This window comes from Pyxidicoccus sp. M6, from assembly GCF_055568925.1.
In genome coordinates, this window is sequence record NZ_CM145714.1 from 699,876 (window position 1) to 719,548 (window position 19,673).

At 68.4% G+C, this 19,673-nt stretch carries 16 protein-coding genes; 9 read left to right on the top strand and 7 right to left on the bottom strand.

Annotated elements, in window-relative coordinates:
• The first annotated feature begins 178 nt into the window (after positions 1-178).
• Positions 179-1,192, top strand: coding sequence for a B-box zinc finger protein (locus ACVTJA_RS02890; protein WP_465833591.1), 1,014 nt, complete (start codon positions 179-181; stop codon positions 1,190-1,192).
• 18 nt (positions 1,193-1,210) lie between these two features.
• Here the strand turns inward: ACVTJA_RS02890 and ACVTJA_RS02895 are convergent, their stop codons facing one another.
• On the bottom strand, positions 1,211-1,882 hold the full coding sequence (locus ACVTJA_RS02895; RefSeq protein WP_465833593.1) for a DsbA family oxidoreductase: 672 nt from the start codon (positions 1,880-1,882) through the stop codon (positions 1,211-1,213).
• A 178-nt stretch (positions 1,883-2,060) separates the two neighbouring features.
• The gene (locus ACVTJA_RS02900; protein ID WP_465833595.1) at positions 2,061-3,068 is read right to left on the bottom strand and encodes an ATP-grasp domain-containing protein; all 1,008 of its coding nucleotides are present in this window, start codon (positions 3,066-3,068) and stop codon (positions 2,061-2,063) included.
• Positions 3,069-3,146: 78 nt separating this feature from the next.
• Between ACVTJA_RS02900 and ACVTJA_RS02905 the strand changes: the two genes are divergently transcribed.
• From ACVTJA_RS02905 to ACVTJA_RS02925, 5 genes are all read left to right on the top strand, one after another.
• Positions 3,147-4,577 (top strand): sigma 54-interacting transcriptional regulator, encoded by a 1,431-nt coding sequence (locus ACVTJA_RS02905; protein WP_465833596.1) that lies wholly within the window; start codon positions 3,147-3,149, stop codon positions 4,575-4,577.
• A 448-nt stretch (positions 4,578-5,025) separates the two neighbouring features.
• Positions 5,026-5,769, top strand: a complete 744-nt coding sequence (locus ACVTJA_RS02910; RefSeq protein WP_465833598.1) for a TadE/TadG family type IV pilus assembly protein — start codon at positions 5,026-5,028, stop codon at positions 5,767-5,769.
• Positions 5,766-7,388 carry a pilus assembly protein TadG-related protein gene (locus ACVTJA_RS02915; protein ID WP_465833600.1) on the top strand — a complete coding sequence of 541 codons (1,623 nt, stop codon included), beginning with the start codon at positions 5,766-5,768 and terminating at the stop codon, positions 7,386-7,388. The genes ACVTJA_RS02910 and ACVTJA_RS02915 overlap by 4 nt, the downstream gene beginning before the upstream one ends.
• A 2-nt stretch (positions 7,389-7,390) precedes the next feature.
• On the top strand, positions 7,391-8,422 hold the full coding sequence (locus ACVTJA_RS02920) for a TadE/TadG family type IV pilus assembly protein (RefSeq protein ID WP_465833602.1): 1,032 nt from the start codon (positions 7,391-7,393) through the stop codon (positions 8,420-8,422).
• Complete coding sequence (locus ACVTJA_RS02925) at positions 8,422-9,138, top strand: hypothetical protein (protein ID WP_465833603.1); 717 nt, start codon at positions 8,422-8,424, stop codon at positions 9,136-9,138. Before ACVTJA_RS02920 ends, ACVTJA_RS02925 begins: the two co-directional genes overlap by 1 nt.
• Positions 9,139-9,220: 82 nt before the next feature.
• Here ACVTJA_RS02925 and ACVTJA_RS02930 read toward each other — a convergent pair whose 3' ends face one another.
• Positions 9,221-9,547 (bottom strand): hypothetical protein, encoded by a 327-nt coding sequence (locus tag ACVTJA_RS02930; RefSeq protein WP_465833605.1) that lies wholly within the window; start codon positions 9,545-9,547, stop codon positions 9,221-9,223.
• Positions 9,548-9,671: 124 nt separating this feature from the next.
• Between ACVTJA_RS02930 and ileS the strand changes: the two genes are divergently transcribed.
• On the top strand, positions 9,672-12,572 hold the full coding sequence (gene ileS / locus ACVTJA_RS02935) for an isoleucine--tRNA ligase (protein ID WP_465833606.1): 2,901 nt from the start codon (positions 9,672-9,674) through the stop codon (positions 12,570-12,572).
• Positions 12,573-12,628: 56 nt separating this feature from the next.
• Here the strand turns inward: ileS and ACVTJA_RS02940 are convergent, their stop codons facing one another.
• The 3 genes from ACVTJA_RS02940 to ACVTJA_RS02950 form a co-directional block, all read right to left on the bottom strand.
• The gene (locus ACVTJA_RS02940) at positions 12,629-13,963 is read right to left on the bottom strand and encodes a hypothetical protein (RefSeq protein WP_465833608.1); all 1,335 of its coding nucleotides are present in this window, start codon (positions 13,961-13,963) and stop codon (positions 12,629-12,631) included.
• Complete coding sequence (locus ACVTJA_RS02945; protein ID WP_465833609.1) at positions 13,960-15,777, bottom strand: hypothetical protein; 1,818 nt, start codon at positions 15,775-15,777, stop codon at positions 13,960-13,962. Before ACVTJA_RS02945 ends, ACVTJA_RS02940 begins: the two co-directional genes overlap by 4 nt.
• Before the next feature lie 331 nt (positions 15,778-16,108).
• Positions 16,109-17,551: a hypothetical protein gene (locus tag ACVTJA_RS02950; protein WP_465833611.1), complete on the bottom strand. Its 1,443-nt coding sequence runs from the start codon at positions 17,549-17,551 to the stop codon at positions 16,109-16,111.
• Positions 17,552-17,705: 154 nt separating this feature from the next.
• Here ACVTJA_RS02950 and ACVTJA_RS02955 point away from each other — a divergent pair, with 154 nt between their 5' ends.
• Both ACVTJA_RS02955 and ACVTJA_RS02960 read left to right on the top strand, forming a co-directional pair.
• Positions 17,706-18,506 (top strand): DUF2381 family protein, encoded by an 801-nt coding sequence (locus ACVTJA_RS02955; RefSeq protein ID WP_465833613.1) that lies wholly within the window; start codon positions 17,706-17,708, stop codon positions 18,504-18,506.
• Positions 18,507-18,517: 11 nt separating this feature from the next.
• Entirely contained in the window at positions 18,518-19,021 is a 504-nt protein-coding gene (locus ACVTJA_RS02960) for a hypothetical protein (protein WP_465833615.1), read from the top strand.
• A gap of 3 nt (positions 19,022-19,024) precedes the next feature.
• On the opposite strand, the gene ACVTJA_RS02965 is transcribed toward ACVTJA_RS02960, so the two are convergent.
• Positions 19,025-19,672 (bottom strand): pilus assembly FimT family protein, encoded by a 648-nt coding sequence (locus ACVTJA_RS02965; protein ID WP_465833616.1) that lies wholly within the window; start codon positions 19,670-19,672, stop codon positions 19,025-19,027.
• Position 19,673: the final 1 nt, after the last annotated feature.

A 19,673-nucleotide genomic window follows, 5' to 3' on the forward strand; every position in this document is an offset into this window, starting at 1 on the left:
CGCCGAAAATTCACACCGGAGAACGCTCCCCGGTTGATCGCCCCCGCCGGGGGCGTTTTCCCCTCCCAGGATACCCTCTGCCGTCCTCTGGTGGACACTGCCCCGGTTGGTATAGGTGGAAATGTGGGTGGCCCCGAGCCGGGTGGACTGGCCGGCTGCCGAGCAAGGAGCGCGGAACATGGCGGAGATGGACTTCGGACGAGGCGCGGGCGCGCTCTGCCCGACTCACCCCGAGCGGGCGGCGTCGCGCACCTGCATGCGCTGCGGCAACTTCATGTGCGAGGTGTGCAGCGAGTCCGGCACCCAGGCCATGTGCCCCACCTGCCGCCAGCGTGCCGGGCTCGACGCGCCGCCCTTCGCGCTGAGCCGTGACAACTGGAGCGTCGGCGCGCTGCTGGAGACGTGCTGGGAGGCCTTCACGCGCGAGTGGGTGATGATTACCGTCGGCGTGCTCATCACCATCGCTGGCAGCTTCGCGGGCGGCCTCGTCTCGCAGGTGCTCAGCTTCATGGGCGGGCTGTCGGACCGCTGGGCCATCAGAATCACGTTCATGGTCGCCGGGTTCGTGCTGTCCTCGGTGGTGCAGGGCCTGGTGGCCCTGGGCTTCCTGCGGATGCTGTTCGACGTGCTCGAGGGCCGGCGCGCGGACCTGGCGCGGATGTTCACCCAGTTCCACAAGGCCGTCCCGTACCTGCTCACCACGCTGCTCACCTACGCGGTGGTGTTTCCTCTCTTCATGCTCATCCTCGGCGGCGCGCTGGGCGCGGCGGCCCTCACGGGCGGGCTCGACCTGCTCCGGAGCGCGGACTGGATGGGGGCGAACGGAGGGAATGACCCCTCGGCGGAGCTGATTCGCGTCCTCGGGTCGCTGGGCCCCAGCATCGTGTCGATGGTGCTCGTGGGCGGCGGGCTCACCATCTTCCCGGGCCTGTGGCTGACGACGCCGCTGGCGCTGGTACAGGCGGAGCTGGCCCGGAGCGAGGACCCGCGGCCCCTCGAGACGCTGCGCCGCTGCTTCACCTACTCACGCGGACAGCGCCTGCCCATCCTGGGCATCCTGCTGCTCGGCGGCTTCATCGCGTTGGCGGGCTTCATCGCGTGCTGCGTGGGCGTGCTCCCCGCCGCGGGCCTCGTCCAGCTCCTGATTGCCGGTCTCTACCTGACGCTCAGCAACGGCGTGGAAGAGGGCTGAGCGCGGGAGGCAGGGACTTCAGTGCACCAGCCGCTCGGGGGAGCCCGAGCGCGGCGCGGCGGACTTCCCCAGGCACGCGAGGATGTGCTCGCGGTACTCGGAGAGCTCGCGCAGGCCGCACAGCATCCAGCGGCCGCCGATGACCAGCGTGGGCACGCCGCGCACGCCGCGGTTGGCCGCGTCGCGGTGCTCGTCGAGGATGAGCCGGCGCGTCTCCTCCGAGCGGAACGCCGCGGAGAACTCGTTCATCGCCAGGCCCACGCGCGACGCGAGCTCGAACACCACGTCCGTGCGCGCCACGTTGATGCCCTGCTCCAGCGCCGCGCGCTGCATGGACTTCGCGAGGAACGCGCGCGCCTGCGGGCCCTGGAGCCGCGCCGCCTCGAGCGCCGCCAGCGCCGGCACGCTGGTGCGCGGAGGATCTCCACCCAGCCACAGGTCAGTGGACAACAGTCGCGCGGCGGGGTCCGCCTCGCGCTGCGCGCGCTGCACCTCTTCCACCAGGCCGCGCTTCTCGCGCTCCGTGGGCAGGGCGTCGTGGAGGCGCAGCGGATACGGCCTGACGCTCCAGCGGATGGCCTCGCCGAACTCCTGGCGCAGCACGTCCAGGCGCGCGTCGGCGAGGTAGCACCAGGCACAGAGCACATCCTGGTAGACGATGATCTGCAGCGGCTTGTGCAGCGTTTTCATGGAGGGGCGCCAGATTAGAAGGCTCTCCACGCCGCTGCCAACTCCCGAGGACAACCCGCCGCGAAGTGCATTCCTGTGTTCCTGAGGAGCATGCAAGGTGCCTTGCCCTGAAGGCTCGCCTGCTGCCAGGCGTGCGGGCAGCCTCGCACGCCCAGGAGACAGCGGGCCTTTTTGTGACTCACCCCTCGCGCGCGCGCAGCCCGCCCGCCTTCTCCTCGGCGTAGACCAGCGCGTGGTCGATGATGGCCCCGGCGATGTCCTGCCCCGTGGCTCCCTCCAGTCCCTCGAAGCCCGGGCTGGAGTTGATTTCCATCAGCCGGGGCCCGGCGCGGCCCTCCAGCATGTCCACGCCCGCCACCTCCAGCCCGAGCACGCGCGCCGCCTGCACCGCCGCCTCCACGTACGCCCTGGGAAGCTCGATTGCCTGCCCCTCGCCGCCGCGGTGGATGTTGGAGCGGAACTCGCCCTTCTTCGCCTTGCGGCGCATGGCGCCCACCACCTGGTTGCCCACCACCAGCGCTCGCACGTCGCGCCCCTCGCTCTCCGCCACGAACTCCTGGAGGACGATTTCCTGCCCGAGGTCCCAGAACGTATCCAGGATGGTCTGCACCTCCGGCAGCGTGTGGGCAATCATCACGCCCACGCCCTGGGTGCCCTTGATGAGCTTGATGATGACGGGCAGCCCGCCCACCTCGTCCACCAGCCGGCGCACGTTGCTGCGGTCATGCGCCATGACGGTGCGGGGGATGTCCAGCCCCGCGCGCGCCAGGAACTGCAGCGCGCGCAGCTTGTCGCGGCTCCGGGCAATCGACGTGGGCGGGTTGAGGACGGGCACGCCCATCATCTCGAAGTGGTTCACCACCGCCAGGCCGTAGGCCGTAATCGACGCGCCGATGCGCGGCACCACCACGTCCACGCCGCGCACCTCCACACCGCGGTACGTCATGCGCGGCTTGCCCTGGGCCAGCAGCAGGCAGCAGCGCAGTGTGTCGAACACGAGCGGCCGGTGGCCCCGCTCCTTCACGGCCTCCACCAGCCGGCGGGTGGAGTAGAGAGACCTCTTGCGGGAGAGAATGGCCACCGTCTTCTTCGCGCGCGGGCGGCGGGGCGCTCGCGCGGGACGCTCGGGCGCCTGGGTCCCAGGCAGGGCCGGGGCCTTCTTCGACTTCGCTTTGCGGGGAGACATGGGCGGGGCGCGGGAGCCTAGCACCGTCCCACCCGACAGGGCGGGCCGAGTGGGTGCCGTTTGCTATCCTTCCGTCAGATGAGTTCCCCCCCTCAGCACCCTGATGACATCCACACCAGTCCCGGCGACATCGGGCAGGAACTGACCGGCTCCCCGCTCCTGGGGGAGACCCTCGTGGTGGACCCCCGCACCACGGTGAAGCTCCACAAGTGTCGCCTCTCCGTCTCTTCCGGCCCCGACACCGGCCGCTCCGTCGTGAGTGACAAGGAGCGCCTGCGCTGCGGCGCCCACCCCGGCAATGACCTCGTCCTCGTGGAGGACCGCACCGCCAGCCGCCACCACTTCGAAATCCAGTTCACCGAGCGCGGCTATCTCCTGGTGGACCTGGGCTCCACCAACGGCACGTTCCTCGACGGGCGGCGAATCGAACGCGCCTACCTGTCACCCGGCTCGCAGATTCGCGCCGGCTCCTCGCTGCTGACCTTCGCGCCGCTGGACGAGGAGGTCACCATCGAGCCGGACCGCGACAGCGAGCTGTGCGGCATGGTGGGGCAGAGCGTGAAGATGCGGCAGATATTCGGCCTCATCAAGAAGATCGCCCCGCTGGACGTGTCCGTCATCATCCAGGGCGAGACGGGCACCGGAAAGGAGCTGGTGGCGCGCGCCATCCACGAGCTGTCCGGCCGCAAGCAGGGCCCCATGGAGGTGCTGGACTGCGGCGCCATTCCGCCCAACCTCATCGAGAGCGAGCTGTTCGGCCACGAGAAGGGCGCCTTCACCGGCGCGGTGGCCGGCCGCCCCGGCGCCTTCGAGCGCGCTCACGGCGGCACCATCTTCCTCGACGAACTGGGCGAGCTGCGCCTCGACCTCCAGCCCAAGCTGCTGCGCGTGCTGGAGAACCGCGAGGTGCGGCGCGTGGGCGGCAACGACGTCATCGAGGTGGACTGCCGCGTCATCGCCGCCACCAACCGGGACCTGGTGAAGGAGATTCAGGCGGGCAACTTCCGCGAGGACCTCTACTTCCGCCTCTCCGTCATCACCGTGCAGCTCCCGCCGCTGCGCCAGCGCCGCGACGACATCCCGCTCATCCTCAAGCGCGCGCTCGCGGACCCGGAAGTCGTCGGCAAGCACGGCAAGAAGCGCTTCTCCGCGGAGGCCCTGGGCCTGCTGATGTCCTACGCGTGGCCGGGCAACGTGCGCGAGCTGATGAATGTGCTGTCGCACGTGCTGACCTTCAGCGAGGGCGAGGAAGTCCTCCCCGCGCACCTGCCGCCGCGCGTGCGTGGCCAGGCCCGTGAAGGTCCGCTGCCCTTCAACGAGCACCTCTCCTTCAAGGACGCGAAGGAGCAGCTCCTGGAGAACTTCGAGCGCGAGTACGTCACCAGCGTCCTGACTCGCTGCGAGGGCAATCTCTCTCGCGCCGCTCGCGAGAGCGGCCTCCACCGCAAGTCCATCGAGCGTCTGGTGAAGAAGTACCAGCTCGATACCAAGGGCATGAAGCCGCGGTAGGGCGCGTCGGCCGCGAAGTCCCAGCGGCCTGAAGCCGCGCCGGGCCCCGAAGCTCCAGGGGCCCGGTTCCGCGTTGTGTCCCGAAGCCCCTGGGGCCTGAATCCGCTCCGGGGCCGAAGCCCCTGCTGGCCAAATGGAGCCTGTGCGCCGCGTCAGGCTTTACGCTCCAGGCTCGAGCGACGCCGGGGCCCGAGCCATCTGTTGGCCACCGGAAACCGGAATGACATATCAGCTCGGCCCGAGCCTGAACGCTGCATCAGGTTTCCTGCTCCCCTGCCGGCTCTTCTGTCCTGCAGCCGACACGCACGTATGACTGGAGGGCGCTCTGAGGCGCGGGCCGCCGTGTCTCGTCAAGTTGACGGATGCCCGATTGGAATTGAATCCTCGGAACATAAGCCTTGTCATGAATTCATTTCGTCGGCGAGGAGGGGGCGAATCCGGACAGGCGATGGTCGAGTCCGCCCTCACGTTGCCGTTGATGGTGTTCCTCATCCTGGGATTGCTTCAACTGTTCCTGATGATGCAGGGGCGCCTGATGGCGGAGTACGCCGCGTTCCGCGCCACGCGCGTGGGCAGCGTCCGCCATGGTGACTGCGAGGCGATGACCCACGCGGCCATCCTCGCGCTGATGCCCAGCTACTACTCGTTCCTGGGCGGACCCGGGGGGACGCCCGCGCAGAAGCTCGCCAACGCCTTCGCCGCCCGCAAAGACAACCGGTACGACGGTGGCCCCGGCCGCTCCAACCGCGTCCTCATGCCGGATGGCAATCACACGGAGTCCATCGTGTGGATCATCCGCGACAGCCCGCTGGCCGCCGGGGTGCCGCGCGAGGACGAGCACTTCGACCAATGGGATGCCGGCGTCGTCCGGCTGGAGACGCGGCTGGTCTACTGGTTCCCGCTGAAGATTCCCTTCGCCAACTGGGTCATCGCCCGGCTGACGCTCGCGCGTTGGGGTTGGCGCGACTACACGGGCCAGAACCCGCTGATGCCGCCGGAGAAGGCGCGGTGGACCCAGGGCCCGGAGACCCTGGGCCTGGAGGGGCTCATCCGCGACGAGACGCTGCGGCGAATCAGTGCCGAGCAGTACGTCATCCCCATCCACGCCTCCGCTTCCCTGCGGATGATGACACCCGTGCAGCGGCGCTTCTTCCTCACGCAGAACTGTCCCCCCGCTCCCGAGGCCCTATGAATCGGCTGCCTCTCCTCCGACGCGGACAGACGCTGGTGCTGTTCGCCCTGACGATGCTGCTGCTCACCCTGCTGGTGACGCTGACGCTGTCACTGGGCATGAAGGTGAAGGAGAAGATGGAGGTCCAGGCGGCCGCGGACGCGGCGGCCTACAGCCAGGCCGCGCAGACGGCTCGCGTCTTCAACGAGATGGCGCTGATGAGCCGGGCGCAGATTGGCCACCTCGTGTCGCAGGCCGCGGTGCAGAGCCTCATCGACTGGAGCAGTTACTACCGCGCACAGGTGGGCGCCACGCGCAACGCGTACACCATCGCGATGATTCCATACATCGTGCTGCTGCCGTGCTGCATCCCCTACTCGGGCTGCACGAGCTTCTGCAGTTGTGCCGTCCGGGCCATCCGCGACATCAGCAAAAGCCAGAACGCCCTGCAGCGGTATGAGCGCACGGAGATTGCCCCGCAGTGGGACCAACTGGAGCGCCCCGCCGCGATGCGCTCGCTGCGGTTGTCTCGCGCCGCGCAGCAGATGTTCATGCTGGGGCACGCCGTGGAGTACGGACGGCTGCTGCTGGAATTGAGGAACCAGTCGGCCGCGGACCGCATCGCGCGGAACGCCGGCGCGGGCAGCCCGTGGGCCAAGGAGTGGCACGTGGACGGCAACGGCACGACGCTGCGCGAGGCCACGCCCTACCTGGGGGCCATCTCCTGGCCCAACCTCACCAATGCCCACGCCGTCTACGCGGCCATGGGCAGCCGCGGCCACAGCTTCGTCGCCAACCGCGGCCTCTTCCCCACCGACGACTGGCTCGTCACCGCGGGCATCCAGCGGCGCCTGACGCCGCCGGACACCGTCTTCATCCAGGGAGACGGCAGCACGTACTGGTCCATGTCGCAGACGCACGGCACGTTCCTGGGCACGCGGGACACCTACTCCATCGCGGATGACCACGGCCTCAGCTTCGTCACCTTCAATCGCGGCCAGGCGCCTTGCCCCACGACGTCCTTCGGCGTCGGTGTCGCGACGTCGGTGCTGCAGTCCACGGATGCCTCGGACACCCGGGACCGGCACTCCTGGTCCCCGCGCCTCGGCGGAGCCGACATGGAGCCCGCGCAGCAGCGCCACACGCTGTCCACGTGCTTCGGCGTGGGCAATGTGAATTGCCCGTCCGTGTGGCCCAGCTTCATCGACTACAACCCCATCCGCGTCAACGACAGCGGCGACGCGTGGGGACAGCCCAAGAACTTCGCCGTCATCCAGCGCGACTACTCGGCGCGCGGCAACCGGGCGGACCCGTGGAACCTGTTCTTCCGCTTCCGCTTCTCCGGCAACTCCAACACCGGCTTCGACAACCGGGGCATCGTGCTGGGGCCCGCTGGTGGCGGGCTCGACATCAGCCGGCAGACGGCCGTCTCCACGGGCATCGCCTACTACCACCGCAGAGACCACTGGCGCGAGCCGCCCAACCTGCTCAACCCCTACTGGCGCGCGACGTTGGTGCCCGCCACCGTGGATGACAGCGGCCGCGACGACCTGGTGGACGAACTGCGCGACGCGGACGCGAGCTGGGCCGCGGACGCCTACGAGGCCCTGGTCGGCCAGGGCTACAAGGGAGGGCCCTGAGCATGGTGGACACTTCCATGCGCGCGCGCGGGCGGGGACAGGCCACGGTGGAGATGGCGCTGGGCCTGCTCGTCTTCGTCACCGTGCTCATCTTCGCCATCCACTTCGCGGAAATCTCCTTCCTCTCCGTGAAGGTGACGGAGGCGGCCCACTCCGCGATGCTGGACGCCACCGGCCGCAAGCTGCACGAGTGGCCCCACGACTCGGGCCCGTCCCGTGACGCGGCGGCCGTCTCGGGCCAGGAGGCCACGGCGCGCTACCGCGACTTCGACAGCCGCACCTCCACCAACGGCTCGGGCGTCATCACCCTGGCGTTCACCCGCACCAACGGCATGACGGTGGAGTGCCGAGATGGCGGCCCCACGTTCAATCCCCATCCCGTCTTCACCACCGTGGCCTATAGCGACGGCGGCGGCATCTCGTGCACGGCGCAGGCGGACCTGACGCCCATCCGGATTCCGCAGCGCTACGTGGAGGACGGCACGGCGGGGAACGACAAGGGCTTCTTCCACGAGGAGCACTACGCCATGCGGCCCATCCGCGTGTGCGCCATGGGCCGCGCGGGGCCCGGCGGCAACTGCCAGGGCCGCCTCACCAGCATGCTGGACGACTGGGGCCTCACCGGCCCCGACGAGTCCGGCATGTGCCCCATCATCCCGGACATTCCCGCGCCGTGCCCCATGAACGTGCCGTACTGGAACATGGCCGCGAGCGTCTACGGCGTCAGCCTCATGGTGAATGCCTTCGGGCCGGACTTCTCCGGCAGCATGCTCGCGCAGCGAATCGTTGGCGGGCTGCCGCTGCCGTTCTTCTTCGGCGCGGAGAACATGTTCTGGATGAGCGCCATGGGCGAGGAGGCCGCCTTCGGCCAGCCGCTCCCCGCGGACTCCATGGGCGGCCTGTCCACCATGGGCTTCAAGGGCTGGCCCACTTCGCCCGGTCTGCTGCCTCCTGGCCTCAACTGGCAGGCCATTCCCTATCCCATGGCGTATGCCCGTCGTGACGGGTGCTTCCTCGGGAACAAGTGTCCTTGATGCCATCCCTGCTGCTGTGGCTGATGCTCGCGGCGACTCCGTCCGTCGCGCCGACTCCTCCTCCCGCCGCCGTCGCGCCGGACGCGGGCACGCCTTCGCGGAAGCCTCCGTTCCGCTGGGACGTGCCGGGGGTGATGGCCTGGGTGGAGTCCCCGGGGATTCAGGTGTCCGACGGCGTGCCCATGCACCTGCAGGTGGCCCGCTCCAGCGAGCCGATGGACAGGCTCATCCAACACTTCGCGGACAGCTTCCGCGCGGCGGGCTTCTTCATCTCCACGTCGCCGCGGGCGCTCACTTCTCCCGTCGCCGAGCCGATGCTCACCGCGCTGGATACGGAGAAGCTCACGGCCTACACCGTCATCTTCCAGCCCAACCCGGACAAGACGGTGACGCTCATCCTCGGCACGTCCGACGTGTCCCGGTACAACCCGGGCAATCTCCCGAAGCTGGACTGGGCGCCGGTGATGGCGGGCGCGGAGCAGGTGACGCGCTCCAACGTGGAGGGCGCGCAGATGGCCCTGTACGCCGTGAAGGCCACGCCCGAGCAGGTGCGGGAGTTCTACCGCTTGGAGCTGGGACGCGCGGGCTTCGTCGAGGACCCGGACGCGCCCGGCACCTACCAGCGCGGCACGGAGTTGCTGCGCATCACCACGAATCCCGACGGCGACACGCTGATGGTGGGGCTCAGCCGCAAGCTGGGCGTGGCGCCGCGCTGAGCCAGTCCGTTGGAGTAGAGCCCGCGGCGCAAGTCTGGCTTTGCGCCGCGCTGAGCCAGTCAGCCGATGCAGAGCCTGCGGGCTACTGCTTCGGCTTGAGGTCGCACTTCTTCATGCAGCGCTCCATCGACTGGGCGCAGCGCGAGGTGCACTTGCGGTCGTCCGGCTTGCACTGCTTCATGCAGCGGGAGATGGGCTCCTGACACTTCGACGCGCACTGCATCGCCTTGGCGTCGTACTGCGGCAGCGCGATTTCGTTCCCGTCCTCGTCCTTCACGGGCGGAGGGTTGCCACGCTTTCCCTGCGCGATGGCCGGCGCGCCCTCGCCCGCCGGGGACGCCTCCGCGGGGGCGGAACCGGACAGCATCAGGACGGCCAGCGGCAGGAGCAGCAGTCGGAGATGCCTCATGGCAGCGCCTCGGAGGAGGTAGGCCAGACGGCGGAGCGAGCCCCGCCAGGGTGGACGACCAAGCATAAACCGGAACCCGAGCGCATTGAAGGCACCGAGGGAGCATGTTACGGCCGCTCTCGACATGAGCGACACGCCCTCGAAAGAGAAGGACTACAAGGACAGCGTCAACCTGCCCCGCACGGAGTTCCCCATGAAGGGGAACCTCGCGCAGCTCGAGCCTCGCATGCTCGGCTGGTGGGCGGAGCGGGGCATCTGGCACAAGATTCTGGAGCGCAACGCCAACGCCGAGCGCTTCGTGCTGCCCGACGGCCCGCCGTACGCCAACGGCCACCTGCACGCCGGCCACGCGCTCAACCGCGTCCTCAAGGACATCGTCGTCAAGTACCGCAACATGTCCGGGCGGCTGTGCGACTTCATCCCCGGCTGGGACACGCACGGCCTGCCGATTGAGCAGGCGGTGGAGAAGCGCCTCAAGGACAAGAAGGTGGACAAGCGCACCCTGTCGCGCGACGCCTTCCTGGAGGCCTGCCGCGCCTACGCGCTGGAGTTCATCGAAATCCAGAAGGGCGAGGCCCAGCGCATGGGCACCTTCGCGTCGTGGGACAAACCCTACAAGACGCTCGACTTCCCCTACGAGGCACAGGAGATCCGCGAGCTCGCCAACTTCGCGCGGCGGGACATGCTCTACCGCCGCAAGAAGCCCGTGTACTGGTGCCTCACCGACCAGACCGCGCTCGCCGAGGCGGAAGTCGAGTACGAGGACCACGAGTCCCCATCCGTCTACGTGGCCTTCAGGGCTGGCCCCGAAGTGGCCGACAAGCTTCCCGCGCTGAAGGGGAAGGACGTCGCGTACGTCATCTGGACCACCACGCCGTGGACGCTGCCGGCCAACCTGGCCATCGCCGTCAACCCGGAGTTCGAGTACGTCCTCTACCAGCTCGGCTCGCGCGTCATCTGCGTGGCCAAGGACCTGCTGCCCAAGGTGCTGGCGGAGGTGAAGGCGGACGAGCTGGCGGTGAAGCACGTGGAGCTGCCCGGCGGTGAAGTCTCGGCGGCGGCGCTGGTGGACCCGTCCCGCATCGTCGGCTACGTGCGTGGCGAGGAATTGGAGCACCTGACGTACCAGCACCCGTTCTACGAGCGGCGCGGGCGGTTGCTCCTCGGCGAGCACGTCACGTTGGAGGCTGGTACGGGCCTCGTGCACACGGCGCCGGGCCACGGCCAGGAGGACTACGAGGTCGGCCTGAAGTACGGGCTCGACATCTACAACCCGGTGCGTCCGGACGGCCGTTACGACGACACGGTGGGCGAGCTGCTCGCGGGGAAGAAGGTCTTCGAGGCCAACCCGCTCGTCATCGGCCTGCTGGTGGAGAAGGGCGTCCTGCTCAATGACAGCAAGGACACGGTGAAGCACAGCTATCCGCACTGCTGGCGCTGCCACAACCCCATCATCCTCAGTGCGACGTACCAGTGGTTCATCCCGCTGGACAAGCCGTTCCGCGGCGAGAAGACGTTCCGCCAGGCGGTGCTGGACGAGGTGGACAAGGTGCAGTGGGTGCCCTCGTGGGGGCACAGCCGCATCCGCGGCATGCTGGAGACGCGGCCGGACTGGACCATCAGCCGCCAGCGCACGTGGGGCGTGCCCATCTGCATCGCCTACTGCGAGGGCTGCGAGGAGGCGGTGGTGTCTCCCGAGCTGATGGACCGGGTGGCGGACCGCGTGGAGACGGAGGGCGTGGGCGTCTGGTACCGCACGCCGGTGAAGGAGTTCCTGCCCGCGGACTTCAAGTGCCCGCGCTGCGGCAAGACGGAGTTCCGCCGCGAGACGGACATCCTCGACGTGTGGTTCGACTCGGCGTGCATGTTCTCCGCGGTGCTGGAGAAGCGGCAGCGCATTCCGGCGGACCTCTTCCTGGAGGGCAGTGACCAGCACCGTGGCTGGTTCCACTCGTCCATCCTGGTGGCGGTGGGCACGCGCGACATGTCGCCCTACAAGGCCTGCCTCACGCACGGCTTCGTAGTGGACGGCAAGGGCGAGAAGATGTCGAAGAGCGTGGGCAACGTCGTCGCGCCGGAGAAAATCATCACGCAGTACGGCGCGGAGGTGCTGCGCCTCTGGGTGGCCGCGAGCGACTACCGCAACGACGTGCGTCTGTCGGACCAGATTCTCAAGGGCCTGTCGGAGAGCTACCGGAAGGTCCGCAACACGGTCCGCTACGCGCTGAGCAACCTCTACGACTTCGACCCGGCGAAGCACGCGGTGCCGGCGGCGGAGCTGCTGCCGCTGGACCAGTGGGCGCGAGGCCGCTTGGCGCAGGTGGTGGAGCGGGTGCGCAAGGCGTACGAGGACTACGAGTTCCACCTCGTCTACGCGACGGTGCTGGACTTCGTCGCGGGTGACTTGTCCGCCGTGTACTTCGACATCCTGAAGGACCGCCTCTACACGTGGCGGACGGATGGGAAGGCGCGGCGCAGCGCGCAGACGGTGCTGCACGAGGTGGCGTCGGTGCTGCTGCGGCTGCTCGCGCCGGTGATGAGCTTCACGGCGGAGGAGGCGTGGCAGTACCTGCCCGGGGCTCCGGCGGAGAGCGTGTTCCTCGCGGGCTTCCCGCAGCCGGCGGCGAAGATGGAGCCGGCGCTGGCGGAGCGGTACGGGAAGCTCTTCGCGGTGCGCGGCGCGGTGCAGGGTGTGCTGGAGGCGGCGCGGCGGGACAAGCTCATCGGCGCGTCGCTGGAGGCGCGGGTGGTGCTGACGGCGGACGCGAAGGCGCGCGACTTCCTCAAGGCGCACCTGGACGAATTGCCGGGCCTCTTCATCACCAGCCAGGTGGAGCTGTCGGACTCGGCGGGTGAGAAGGCGCAGACGCTGGACGTCGCGCAGGCCTTCGGCGAAGGCGTGCGCGTGATGGCCGAGGTACTGCCGGCGAAGGGCGAGAAGTGCCCGCGCTGCTGGACGTACTCGGAGGCCGTGGGGCAGGGCGGTGAGGTGTGCCTCAAGTGCCGCGAGGCGCTGGCGGCGTAGTGTTGCTGACGGGGGACATGCCTCGGAGGCTTCGGGGCATGTCCTCTTCTGCTGAGTCAGGCGCGGTGCCGCTCCGCCTCGCGGAAGAATTGCGTCAGAGAGTAGTCGAGCAGCGATTGGCGGGATTCCATGTACCGGCGGGCGCGGAGGAAGGGCAGCCAGACGCGGTTTCCGACTCGCACCTGGGATTCCTCCAGCTTCTTGCGCGGTATCCACTGGCCGCCAAGGCGCCTCACGAGCACGCCGCCGAGGTAGGCGCCCACGGCTGGTGCCGTATGCTCGTCGATGAGCTTCCGCTCGTACCTCTCGGGGAAGTTCTCGCGCCAGAAGTGGAAGTCGAGGTTGGTCAGTGACTCCGGCGTCGCCTCGAAGAGGGAGTCCACCGAGGTGTGCAGCGCCGCGACCAGGCTCTCCGCGAGTTCGTCGTAGGAGTCGCGGGTGCGCTCCTGGCTCTCTACGTCGGGTGGAAGGGCCGTTGGAAGCCACTCCTCAGGCTCGGGTGGTCGGTACGCGTTGAGCTCAGCAATCTTCCGCTGCCGCTCGCTGATGGCGAACTCGTCCGGCATGCGCGAGAGGAGCGGTGCCACGTCCGGGTGGAAGCGGGGCTCCACTGGAGCGAGCGCGGCGCTGCGCTCACGCAGGGTGCGCAACACAGTGTCGAAGTCGAGGTCCGGCCGAAGATGGACATGCGCGCGAGCCTGGGCGACGCGCGCCTCATCGCTCACGACATCGGCTGCGGTGGGCCTCAGCACCAGCAGGACGGAGCCGTTGGGGAGCTCCTCTACCCGGTAAGCTGGCGTGGACAGCACGCGTTCGCGACCGATGGTTTCCACCAACTTCCGGCCGAAGATATTGAGCCAGAATACCTCGTAGACCCTGTCGAACCCATCTCGTCGCGAGGTTCTTTCATCGCGCCCGAAGTAGGGGGCCCCCGCCAATTGCCGGTCAGCCATGCTGTGCGCCATGGCATAGGTGACTGGATACTGGGCAGCCCAACTCCGCACCAACTCCACGAATTTGTGGCACCGGTCCAGTTCCGTGAAGAAGGAAATGGGCTGAATTCCGAGGCCGCAACTCAACCGAGAAGGCTGCGGAGAGCGCCTGAGGTCAAGTGTCAGTTCCACCGCAGGTGGCATCACGCGATACAATGCGACAGACGTGCTGTTTTCGTCCTGCCGTTCCTCCAGTGCTTTCTTGATGGATGCGTGCGAATACTTCCGTTGCCGCGCTCCCCGAACCACGTCCGGCATCCAGTCTCCAGCGTTGACTTCAAGCGCCTGGATGAATGGAGCGAGCACGCTCTCCCATTCAGTCTGACCGTCAAAGGTCCCTTCAAGCACGAATCGGAGGCGATCTTCTGGGGGCAGGTCGTGAAAACTCAACTCCTTCATTGAAACGACACCTCCACTCCCTTGGCCTTGCTCTCAGCTTTGTTCACAGCTGCCTCGAGCGCATCAAGATCCATTGGCTTGAGGGCGTTCTCGTAGATGAGATGGACTTTTTGGACCCGCGTCGTCTGTTCGTGCCCGGGCCGACGGATGCTCAACGTCTCACCGTAATGCCTCAGTGCGTCGCTCGCGTCCGCAGTCATCTGCGCCGCTTGGGCATCATCATCCAGTAACTTGAAGTCCCGGCTTTTGAAGCTGAACGTCTCCACCCGAGGTGGTTGACCGGCAGGCGGCCGGTCCTCGATGACGAGCGCGTCCGCGAAGCGGAGGTCCGCCTTCGCCACTCCCACATGCGTCAAGACTCGTGGCTGGTTGAAGTCCTTCAGCCATTTGCGCTGGACTCGCGGGAGTGCCGCATCCTTTTCCAGGATGGAGAACATGAGTCGCTCGAAGGCGAGGCCCCGCGCGTACCGCGTCCGCATGACCCGGTAGCCCGCCCACTCCAAGGGGCCCTTGGCCGCCGTGCCCTGCTCGACTTCAGCGGTCCTCTTCTCCAGATACGAGACGTAGTCGGGCCAGAGCGAGTGGGCTTCAGTTCCGGGAGGGGCAGCAGCCTGGAGCGCCTTGCGATGCTTCTTCAGGAACGCCACATCCATCGGCAAGCGCGGCCCGCCAGTCTCGGCCTCCACCTGCAGGAGCTTTGCTTCCGCCACTTCCGGTGCGATTCCGGCCGACTCTGGCGGCAGGGCGGCTGTGCCGCTGCCTCTCTTGCCCGTGCCGCCCCTCGTTGACGTGGCCGTCGGGCGCTCGCGATACGCCTCCGCCAGCAGGGCCTGTGCCTTTGGCACATTGCCTCGGGCTTCATGGATGGCCATCGCGCCATCCAGTCCCTCGGCCGCCACGAGATAGCCGGCTGCACGTTCGCCCCGGATGAGCGCGGAGAGCTCGCGAGCCACGTCGCTCCCGAGCTTTTCCTCCAGGTCCTTAACGACGGCCTTCAGCACTTCCGCATCGAGCGCTGCCAGTCGCGACAGCCCGCTCCCTCTGGACTCCGCGAGGGCCCGAGCCCCCTTGCCTCCGGCGTACAGCGCCACCGCCAACGCGGCCGGCGCCAACTCCCGCGTGGCCTGCTCGTACCTGCCCTGGTACAGCGAGTGCGCCCCGTGCCCTGCGCCAGCTACGAGGTGGTAGAAACCCAGCGGCACGCCGAACGTCAGGTGGTCGAAGGCCCCAAGCGCCGTGCTTCCAGGCGCGTAGTGCCGCTCCATCAGCGTTCTCTCCACCTCGTCGAGGGCGGACTGATAGGGCGGCGGCAACTGCCCTCGCTTCGCGGTGAGGTCCTGGTACCGGGCTCCGTCGCTCACCGAGGAGCTGGAGAGTGCATCGCGGCCCGCGCGCCCCAGTCCTCGGAGCACATCCGCCGCGCGCTCTTCTCGGTCGGGGTACTCGGAGAGCGCCAGCCCACGTCGCCGCAGCTCCTCGCGGACAACGGCCATCTGCCCCAACGTGTCCCCCAGCTGCTTGCCGTCCCTCAGCAGGTGCAGGAGCTGGCGTAGCTCGTCGTCGAAGGAAGCGTGGAGGACGAAGAGAGCAAAGATTTCCGCTCGGGGGAGTCCGTATCTCTCGGTGGCGTTGACGAGGAATGCAGCCCGCTTGTGAGTGAGAGTTTCCGAGGACTTCTCATCCATCGGGCCCAGGGCGCCCAGCCGGACGGCATTCCAGTCGGAGAGGGCCTCCACCAGCCGAGGCATGTCCACCGTGCGCTGCAGGGCCACGAAGGCCGCGGGGCTGGTACACCCGAGGAAGGGGGCCAGCACCGCTTCTTCCGAGTCCAGGTGGGGCCAGCCGGAGGGCACCTCACCGCACACGGCGGCAGTGGCACGAGGCGCCCGTAGCGGCGTCGTCTCCCCCCAGCCCGCGCCCTGCGTCTGGGTGGGGAGGCGGCGGTACAGCGGCCCCTCGTCCTCCATTCCAGAGGATTCCTCCGGGAGGCTGGCGGTGGCGGCACTCAACCCGCGTGCAGGGGATGGGCCCGGGGCGTATGACAGAGTCGCGGCGTGCCCGCTCGAGGACGACGGCAGCGAGGCGCAACCCGTGGCGAAGAGGGCAGCGGCCAACCCCAGGCCCACGCCACGAAGCAGCCGAGTCTCAGCGCGCATTGTCCACTCCCATGCCCACCGAGACGAAGCCACCCGGGCGCAGTGCACCCTCCGGCGTCGGGTACAGCAGGGTGCCGCTCTGCCCCAGCGCGTACAGCCTTCCGCCAAACACGCGCCATCGCACCTCACCTGCAGCCAGGTAGCGCGTGCCCGGCTGGCCCGCGCCCACCGCGACGCCGTGCAGGGACACTTCCAGGGCGCGGTGGAAGAGTTGCAGCCCCAGGCGCCCGTCCACGTCCACCCGGCCCCAGGTGAAGGCCTCCAGGCCCAGGGTGAGGAGCAGGTGCCGCTGCACCACTTCTCCCAACCCCACCGCGTCCCAGCCCAGCAGCAACTCGCCGTAGGCCGAGTACCCTTCCGGGAAGGAGACGTCCGCCAATGGCAGTCCGGAGGTGCCCGCCGCCTGGAAGCGCGCCAACTCGTAGTCCGGGCCGAAGTAACCCTGCCGGAAGCCTCCGTGTTGACGCCGCACTTCCAGCCGTGCGCGCAAGTCCAGCGTCGGTGACAGCGCGTCCACGCCCGCGCCAGCCACCGCTCCCCACGCGCCTCCCTCGCCCGGGCGCCCGCCCCACCCGGCGAATACCTGCGCTTCGAAGCCCCTCTGGCTGTCTCGTCGCGACGCCACGACGACGGTGCCGTCCACGTGCGCCAGCGTCACCGGCTTCGACGCGCCTCCCGCCTGTCCCCAGTCATGCACCGCGGACACCGCCAGCGCATAGCGTCCTGGCCGCCGGGGCCGGCCGAAGAGGACGTGCTGCACGTCCAGCGCGACTTCCGCGCCCAATAGGCGCGCGCCCAGGAGGTCCGAGGTGAAGGCCTCCGTGTACAGCGGGCCCGCGGTGCCCGTCAGTACCACTCCCGCCGGGTGGTAGTCCGGGTTGCTCCGGTTGGAGTAGTGCCTCACCAGGTGCCCGGACAGCAGGCTGTACCTGTCCAGCGCGCCGCCCCACAGGGCCACCCGGGACGACTCATTGCCCAACCGGAAGAAGCGCACCCACTGGCCCCAGTCGGACGGCGTGTCCCAGTCCTCCTTTCGCACCAGGCCCGCTCCCTCAACGCCGCCCCACAACCGCAGCCGCACCGGAGCCCCCAGGTTGAGGCCCAGCTTCGGGCCGCCGTCCACCACGGCTTGCGGCTCCACCTGAAAGAAGCCTTCCTCCTCACCGACGCCGCGCCGTGGCAGCAGCGTCAGTGTCGTCGCCTCCATCCGCAGCAGGTACTTCCACGAGCGGCGCGTGGAAGCGGGTGCGAACGACTCGGGCTCGGCCTGGCCATCTTCGGCCGGCCCGAGCGAGGCATTGCGGTCAGGCTCGAGGATGAGCGTTCCGTCCTCGCCAGACTCCACCGTGGCCGCGGGCTCCTGTGTCCAGCCCGTCCCCGGCGGTAACACCATCAGCAACAGCACAGCGGTCCCAATGCGCTTCAGGCGCATACACGCCCCCTGTTGTTGCCGCGCACCTTCTCACGTAGCACGCCCTGCGGCAGCGCGTCAGTCAGGCGCATGTCACGTGCCCGCACCCGCTCGCCCTTGCCCACGTGCACCCGCAGGAGCTTTGGGGCGTGCTGAGCCTTCAGGCGCGCCGGATGTGACCCATCTCATCTACGTGGTCGGGCAGGTCATCACCAGCATGCGCTTCGAGCAGCCCGTGGACGCCGCGCGGACGCGGATGCTGGGCTGGGAGGGACGGTTCGAGCCGCTGGGCGTGGTGGGGCGCAAGGTCATCCTGGAGCCGCTTCGCGACCTCGCCTCCGATGAAGGCGTGCCTCTGCTGGTGACGCTCAAGGATGGAACGGAGGTTCCATTCCTCCTGCGGCCCTCGGCCGATGACGAGGGGCAGTTGACGGACCAGCAGGTGAACGTGTTCAGGGACTCCGAGAGCTACGACGCCATGGTCTCAACCTTGAGCCGCGTGAAGAAGGAGGCCACGGCGCTGCGCGAGGAGAACGAGCGACTCCGAAAGGAGGAGACCTCGGAGGACCATGCGCTCGCGGCGCTCCTCGCTACGGGGGCCGTGGCGCAGACACCGTTCATCGCGCAGGAGAGCTACTCGGGAAATGACGACGATGCAAAAATCGTCGTGAGCCTCTTCCGTGGAAAGGGGAAGGCGGCTGTCGTCTTCAAGGTCAAGAACCTCCAAGCGAAGACCTCTTGGAGCGTGCAGCGGATTCGTCTGACCACCATCTCCAGCGGCAGTGCGCGGACCGGAGCAGTCAAGTCCACAGCCCCATCGTTCGCACCCGGCACCTCAGGGACGATTGCCATCGTCACTGATGCATCCGCGTTCGCGGACAACGGGCAAGTGACGGACCTCTTCCTGGAGGTCTACCGGCATGACGGACTCCGGACGGCCTTCGTCACGCTGGAGCATCGCCTGATTGGGAAGTAGGACCGGCAGGCATGTCCGCCAGCAGGCTCATGCTCGTGTGTGCCGTCGTCCTCCTCGTGATGTCTTCTGGCTGTGCCTCGACGCCAATTCCCGGAGACGTGCGCTTGCGCTCCGATGGGACGCCGGGTCCCGAGAAGTGCCCGGAAGAGGCGAAGAAGGTGATGAGCTACCTGGGCCTGTTCGTGGGAGACTCCGGCCTCGTGCAACTCGATGCGAACCAGTCCCGGGCTCCGGACGTCTCGCTGTACGAGGGGCCCATCGAGAGCGTGCTCAGCGAGGATATGGGACTCATCGAAGTACCCGGCAGGCTCTACGGACGCGTCTGGACCAGTGGGCCTCAAGTGGTCATCCGGTACTACGAATCCCAGCGCGTGAGGGTCGGTAGCAAGATCCCCATCTGCGCCGTGGCCCGGCTCGGTTTCGGTCAGCTCCGCAAGCGGCCCGACTCCAAGCCGGGCATCGCCATCCTCGACGCCTCCAGCGCGCGCGTGTGCATCGTCGACGAGTTCCGCTGAACCTCAGTTCGTGCACTCCGCCACCGGTTTCGCCTTGGCGGACTGCGAATCACAGTCGAGCACATTCACCAGCCCCGTCAGCGGCTCCACCACCATCAGGCTGCGCGCGCGCGAGGAGGTGAAGGTGACGCGGAGGTTGCCCGGCGCCGCGGTGGCCATGGCCGCCGCGTCGTCGAGCTGGCCGCGCATGCAGCCCAGGTTGCCCGGCCTCACCGCGCGGCCGGAGCCCGGCAGGTAGCAGAGCCCGTGCATCGCCGACGCGTTCATCGAACGCGGCAGCACCAGGTCCTGCCCCACCTCGTCACAGCAGGACGGCGTGGCCCGGCACGTGGTGTTCTGGCACGCCGCCTGCGGGCACGCGTCGTTGTCCCATGCGTTGTCGCACTTCAGCCGCTCCCACCGCGCCACCGTGCGCAGCGTCCCGTTCTGCTGCCTCACGTTCTGCTCCACCACGAAGCGCACCGGCTGGTTCGTGGCCATCGCCCGCTGCCGCGCCCGCAGCGTCTGCGCCGCCAACTCTCGCGTCGCCTCGTTCTCACGCTGGCGGTCCACGCCCGCCTGGATGTTCACCACCGCCAGACTGGCGAGGCCGCCAATCACCGCCACCGCCAGCATCATCTCCAGCAGCGTCAATCCCCGTGTGTGCCGCATG